Raw genomic sequence first — 5,204 nt, forward strand, 5'->3', positions numbered from 1 at the left:
CGTCCGGGCACGGCCTGCTCGGCATGCGCGAGCGCGCCGCGGCGGTCGGCGGCGAGCTGCGCACCGGCCCCGGCCCGGTCGGCGGGTTCCTCGTCGAGGCCACCCTCCCCACCGCGCCGCGCGAGACGGGCACCCTCCCGTGACCGGCGACGCCCCGGTCCGGATCGTGGTGGCCGACGACCAGGAGGTCGTCCGCGCCGGGTTCACCGCGCTGCTCGGCACCCAGCCCGACCTGCTGGTCGTCGGCACCGCCGCGGACGGCTCGGCCGCGGTCCGCGCGTCCCGCGAGCACCGTCCCGACGTCGTCCTGATGGACGTGCGGATGCCCGCCATGGACGGCATCGAGGCGACCCGGGTGATCACAGCCGCCCCGCGGGCGCCCCGCGTCCTCATGCTGACCACGTTCGATCTCGACGAGCACGTCTACGACGCCCTGGTCGCGGGCGCCAGCGGGTTCCTGCTGAAGGACGTCACGGCCGAGCGGCTGTTCGACGCCGTCCGCGTCGTGGCGGCGGGGGAGGCGCTGCTCGCCCCGACCGTCACCCGCCGCCTGATCGGGGAGTTCGCGCGGCTGCGGCCCCGCCCGTCCGGGCCGTCCCCGCTGCTGGAGGCGCTGACGCCCCGGGAGACCGACGTCCTGCGGCTGGTCGCCGAGGGCCTGACCAACGCCGAGATCGCGGCGCGCCTCGTCGTGGGGGAGGAGACGGTGAAGACCCACGTCAGCCGGGTGCTGCGCAAGCTCGGCCTGCGCGACCGGGTCCAGGCCGTCGTCACCGCCTACGAGACGGGCCTGGTGCACCCCCGCCTGAGCCGCTGATCCCGGTCCGCTGCCCTCGTCCGGCCGGGGCCGGACATGGATCGGGCCCGCCCCGCCGTGGCGGCGGTGCGGGCCCGATCTAGTGAAGCCTTCGTTCGCTCAGGCGGATCTCCTGCGCCCCGCGCGCAGGATCTCCAGGCGCTCGGCCAGAACCTCCTCCAAGTCCTCGAGCGTCCTGCGCTCCATGAGCATGTCCCAGTGGGTGCGCGGCGGCTTCCCCTTCTTGGCTTGGGGGAGCTCGCCGTCGACCCGCAGGGCCGTGGCGCCGCAGCTGCGGCATTCCCAGGTCATCGGCACCTCGGCCTCGGCTGCGAGCGTCACGGTGAACCGGTGGCCCTTCGTGCAGGTGTAGTCGACCTCTTGGCGAGGGGCCAGATCGGTGTTGCGATCGTTCTCGTAGCTGGTCGCTCCGAGTCGGGTGCCGCGAAGTGCGCGCTCGGCCATCGTCACGTGCCTCCCAGACGGCTTGCGGTCTTGCCCTGACCAACGCTGGATACCGCTACAAGATTCCCGCACCCGGCCGGATCCAACCCTGCTCTTTACGGCCGTCCCGGGCCGTCCGCGCCGAACCTTCGGCCAACCGCCCCTTCACGGCCCGGACGAGCCGGGCTGCCGTCAGCGGGCGGTCAGGATGTCGTCGATCAGGCCGTAGTCGCGGGCCTCGGCGGCGGTGAAGTAGCGTTCGCGGTCCAGGTCGTGGCGGACGGTCTGGGTGTCGTGGCCGGTCGCCTCCGCTACGATCGCCTCCATCTGGGCGCGCAGCCGCAGGATCTCCTTGGCCTGGATTTCCAGGTCGCTGGACTGGCCGCGGGAGACGTCGATGGACGGTTCGTGCAGCAGGATCCGGGCGTTGGCCAGGGCGGCGCGCCTGCCCCGCGTCCCGGCCGCCAGCAGGATCGCCGCCGCGGACCCGGCCTGCCCGACGCAGGTCGTCTCGATCTCGGGCCGGATGTAGCGCATCGTGTCGTGGATCGCGGTCATCGCCGTCAGCGACCCGCCCGGCGAGTTGATGTAGAGGGCGATGGGGCGGTCGGGGTCCATCGCCTCCAGCGCCAGCAGCTGCGCGGTGACGTCGTTGGCGGCGGTGTCGTCGACGGGCGTGCCGAGGAAGACGATCCGGTCCTCGAACAGCTTGTTGTAGGGGCTCATCTCCTTCACCCCGTACGACGTCCGCTCGACGAAGGACGGGACGACGTGCCGGCCCGCGGGGCGCGTCACGACCCGACCCGGTCGACGCTGTCGATGACGTGGTCGACCAGGCCGTAGTCGCGGGCCTGCTCGGCGGTGAACCAGCGGTCCCGGTCGCCGTCGGCCTCGATCCGCTCCAGCGGGTTGCCGGTGTGGAACGCCGTCCGCTCGGCCAGGACCCGCTTGAGGTACAGCGACTGCTCGGCCTGGATCTTGATGTCGGACGCGGTGCCGCCGATGCCGCCGTGCGGCTGGTGCATCATCACGCGCGCGTGCCGCAGCGCGTACCGCTTGCCGGCCGTCCCGGCGCACAGCAGCGTCTGGCCCATGGAGGCGGCCATGCCCATCGCGACGGTGGAGACGTCGTTGGGGACGAACTGCATCATGTCGTAGATCGCCATCCCGGCGTCCACCACGCCGCCGGGGGAGTTGATGTAGATCGTGATGTCGCGCCGGGCGTCCTGCGCCGCCAGGAGCAGCAGCTGGGCGTTCACCCGGTTGGCGACGGCGTCGTCGATCTCCGAGCCGAGGAACACGATCCGCTGGGCGAGCAGCCGCTCGTAGAGCTGCGCGTCCGCGAGCATCGGCGCCTCGGCGACGCTCGCCCGGCTCCGGCCGACGTAGGTCTCGGGCCGGACGGTCTCCGGCGGTGCCTGCGGCGGGGTGTGGGGCCGTGGCGTCCCGGGTGCGTCGAACATGCGCCCCTCCTCTAGATCATCTGTACGTTTCGTACGTTCTGTACGTTCGATACGGAGCGTACAGCCGCGATCCCGGGGAGGGCCAGGGAGTTCGCTATACGATGAACAGCGTGGAGAAGCCGGTGACGGAGGCACGCAAGGAGTTCGCCGACCTGGTGAACCGGGTCGCCTACACGGGGGAGCGGGTCGCGCTGACCCGCCGCGGCAAGGTCATGGCCGCGCTCGTGTCGGCGGAGGACCTCGAACTGCTGGAGAGCCTGCGGGCCGGGCGGCTCGACCTCACGCAGACGGGGCAGGGTCCCGCGTCCGCGCCGTCCGACCGGCCCCAGCCGGCCCCGCTGCGCATCGCGGCCGAGTACCGGCCCAGCGGGCCCCCGCGCCCGCCGGGCTTCGGCCGCTGACCGGCACCTTTCCGGGACGTCGAGGCTCGCTCGATGTCCGCACATCATGGAACTTACTTTGTAAAGGCCGTGGGCTTTGTGGCTCCCACCCACGTGGTGAACTCCTCGACCGCGTCGACGACGGCCTCAAAGCGGCGTGAGCGGAACAGGTCGAAGGAGTGCTGCGCGCCGGGCAGTTCGGCGTAGACGACGGGGCTGGAGGAGGCGTCGCGGAGCCGTCCCGCGAAGTGCCGGGCGTCCTCGACGTGGGCGCAGGTGTCGCGGTCGCCGTGGACGATGAAGAACGGCGGGGCGTCGGCGCGGACGTGGGACGCGGGCGAGGTGTGCTCGCCGGCTCCCCAGACGTCGCCGTACCAGCCGTAGAGGCAGATGGCGCCGGCGACGGCGGTGCCGGTGCCCTCGAAGCCGGGCTGGAGGCCGGGGTCGTCCGCGGTGAGGGCGACCATGGCGGCCTGGTGGGCGCCCGCGGAGCTGCCCGCGACGAACACCGTGGCCGGGTCGGCGCCGTACTCGGGGCCGTGCTCGCGCACCCAGGCGATCACTTTCTTGGCGTCGGTCAGCGCGGCGGGGTACGCGGCGTCCTGGAGCAGCCGGTAGTCGGCGCTGACGCACACCCATCCCCGGGCGGCGAGCCGGTGCAGCAGCGGGCGCGCCTCGCGGTTCCTGCGGCCGCCCTTGAAGCCGCCGCCGTGGAAGTAGACCAGCGTGGGCCCGCCCTGGGGGCGGGAGCGGTGCCGGTAGAGGTCCAGGCGGTTGCGGCGTCCCGCGGGGCCGTAGGCGATCCCCGGCAGGCGCTCGACGCCGCGGTGGCGGACCGACAGGGGCGCCAGCAGGATCGCGGCGAGCGGACGGCGCCGCGGCCGGGGGCGGGCGGTTTCGCGGGCGGGTCTGAGGGCCTCGGTCAGGGCGCGGTCCAGGGCGGGCGCGGCTCGCGTCCCGCGGTGGGCGACGACGCCGAGCCCCGCGGCCGTGGCGGCGGCGAGGGCGACCGCGGCCCAGCCGCCGGGGGAGGCGATGTCGTGCTGGGCGAACGCCAGCAGCGTCCAGCACAGCAGCCAGGTGAGCGCGAGGTAGGGCAGCTCGTTCAGCGCGAGGCCGGACCGGAAGCTGACCTGCCCGAGGACGGGCCCGCGCAGCGGGAACAGCGCGAAGAACGTGCCCCACGCGACGAGCAGCACGGTGATCAGGTAGCCGACGGGCATGGGGTCCTCCAGGGAGTGCGGGCGGGCCAGGGAGAGGGGCGGGTCAGCGGCGGGCGGTGCGGAGCAGCCCGGGGATGAGCACGGCGCCGACGACCAGGTGCAGGGCCGCTAGGACGGCCGTGGCGGCGGCGGAGGCGTCGCCGGTGAGCGGGCCGGACAGCGACAGCACGAGCACGGCGGACGCGGTGATCGTCCAGATGCGGGCCGCGCGGCGGGCCGTCCGCTCCAGGACGGCGAGGAGCGCCCAGGCGGCGAGGCCCGAGGCGAGCGCGGCGGCGATGACGGCGGCGGCGCCGATCTCGTGGGGGCTTCCGCCGCCGCTGCGGGCGGTGAGGCCGACCCCGGCGACCGGCCCGGCGATCGTCCACACCGCGAGAGCGGCGGCGGTCGCGGCGGTCACCGTGAGGGCGCGCCGTCCGGTCGTCGGCCAGCCGGCGCGAAGGTCGGTTCTCGCGATCCGGGGGGTGTTCGTGTCGGTGTTCATGGGAGGAGCGTGCGGGACGCGGGGCGGGCGGCGCATCGGGCGCGCGGCTTCTCCGGGTCCGTCCGGGGGAGGGGCGGGGTTCGACTTTGGTAGGTGCCGGTGGCGCGGGTCCCGTGGTTAGCCTGTGCCGGTGGACGGCGACAGCGAGGTGGACGGGGCCCCCTGGGCGGGCCGGTGGTGTGTCGGCGGGCGCGGCGCGGTGGCCGTGGCGGCCGTCATGGGCCTGCTGTCCGGGATGACGGTTTACGGGCGGTACACGGGGGACGGGGACGGCCGGGCGCTGGTCCTGGACGCGGCGGCGGGGGTCCTCGCGATCGGGCTGCTGCCGTTGCTGATGCGGCGCCCGCTGCCCGCGGCGGCGGCGCTGACGGTGCTGGCGGCGCTGTCGCCGGCCGCGACGCCGCCGGCGACGCT

7 protein-coding genes and 1 pseudogene are annotated in these 5,204 nt (G+C 74.4%); 3 read left to right on the forward strand and 5 right to left on the reverse strand.

The window, feature by feature from the left end:
* Nucleotides 1–139 precede the first annotated feature (139 nt).
* Nucleotides 140–817, forward strand: coding sequence for a response regulator (locus E1300_RS47445; RefSeq protein WP_131763820.1), 678 nt, complete (start codon nucleotides 140–142; stop codon nucleotides 815–817).
* A 99-nt stretch (nucleotides 818–916) separates the two neighbouring features.
* On the opposite strand, the gene E1300_RS47450 is transcribed toward E1300_RS47445, so the two are convergent.
* The 3 genes from E1300_RS47450 to E1300_RS47460 all read right to left on the reverse strand — a co-directional run bounded on the left by E1300_RS47450 (nucleotide 917) and on the right by E1300_RS47460 (nucleotide 2,703).
* Nucleotides 917–1,261: an RNA polymerase-binding protein RbpA gene (locus tag E1300_RS47450; protein WP_131763825.1), complete on the reverse strand. Its 345-nt coding sequence runs from the start codon at nucleotides 1,259–1,261 to the stop codon at nucleotides 917–919.
* A 171-nt stretch (nucleotides 1,262–1,432) separates the two neighbouring features.
* Nucleotides 1,433–2,035, reverse strand: a complete 603-nt coding sequence (locus tag E1300_RS47455; protein ID WP_131763821.1) for an ATP-dependent Clp protease proteolytic subunit — start codon at nucleotides 2,033–2,035, stop codon at nucleotides 1,433–1,435.
* Nucleotides 2,032–2,703, reverse strand: coding sequence for a ClpP family protease (locus E1300_RS47460; RefSeq protein WP_131763822.1), 672 nt, complete (start codon nucleotides 2,701–2,703; stop codon nucleotides 2,032–2,034). The genes E1300_RS47455 and E1300_RS47460 overlap by 4 nt, the downstream gene beginning before the upstream one ends.
* A gap of 101 nt (nucleotides 2,704–2,804) precedes the next feature.
* On the opposite strand from E1300_RS47460, the gene E1300_RS47465 reads away from it, so the two are divergent.
* On the forward strand, nucleotides 2,805–3,104 hold the full coding sequence (locus E1300_RS47465; RefSeq protein ID WP_131763823.1) for a type II toxin-antitoxin system Phd/YefM family antitoxin: 300 nt from the start codon (nucleotides 2,805–2,807) through the stop codon (nucleotides 3,102–3,104).
* A 53-nt stretch (nucleotides 3,105–3,157) separates the two neighbouring features.
* Here the strand turns inward: E1300_RS47465 and E1300_RS47470 are convergent, their stop codons facing one another.
* Nucleotides 3,158–4,306: an alpha/beta hydrolase gene (locus tag E1300_RS47470; RefSeq protein ID WP_131763824.1), complete on the reverse strand. Its 1,149-nt coding sequence runs from the start codon at nucleotides 4,304–4,306 to the stop codon at nucleotides 3,158–3,160.
* Nucleotides 4,307–4,349: 43 nt separating this feature from the next.
* On the reverse strand, nucleotides 4,350–4,790 hold the full coding sequence (locus E1300_RS47475; RefSeq protein WP_242619866.1) for a DUF6069 family protein: 441 nt from the start codon (nucleotides 4,788–4,790) through the stop codon (nucleotides 4,350–4,352).
* A gap of 130 nt (nucleotides 4,791–4,920) precedes the next feature.
* Here E1300_RS47475 and E1300_RS47480 point away from each other — a divergent pair.
* Nucleotides 4,921–5,204: pseudogene (locus E1300_RS47480) on the forward strand (sensor histidine kinase); the annotation flags it as partial.

It is taken from the genome of Actinomadura fibrosa (genome assembly GCF_900659615.1).
GTDB classification, from domain to species: Bacteria; Actinomycetota; Actinomycetes; order Streptosporangiales; family Streptosporangiaceae; genus Spirillospora; species Spirillospora fibrosa.

Coding starts and splice junctions, on each gene's coding strand:
- E1300_RS47450 (WP_131763825.1), bottom strand. CDS start 1,261: ATGGCCGAGCGCGCACTTCGCGGCACCCGACTCGGAGCGACCAGCTAC.
- E1300_RS47460 (WP_131763822.1), bottom strand. CDS start 2,703: ATGTTCGACGCACCCGGGACGCCACGGCCCCACACCCCGCCGCAGGCA.
- E1300_RS47465 (WP_131763823.1), top strand. CDS start 2,805: ATGAACAGCGTGGAGAAGCCGGTGACGGAGGCACGCAAGGAGTTCGCC.
- E1300_RS47470 (WP_131763824.1), bottom strand. CDS start 4,306: ATGCCCGTCGGCTACCTGATCACCGTGCTGCTCGTCGCGTGGGGCACG.
- E1300_RS47475 (WP_242619866.1), bottom strand. CDS start 4,790: ATGAACACCGACACGAACACCCCCCGGATCGCGAGAACCGACCTTCGC.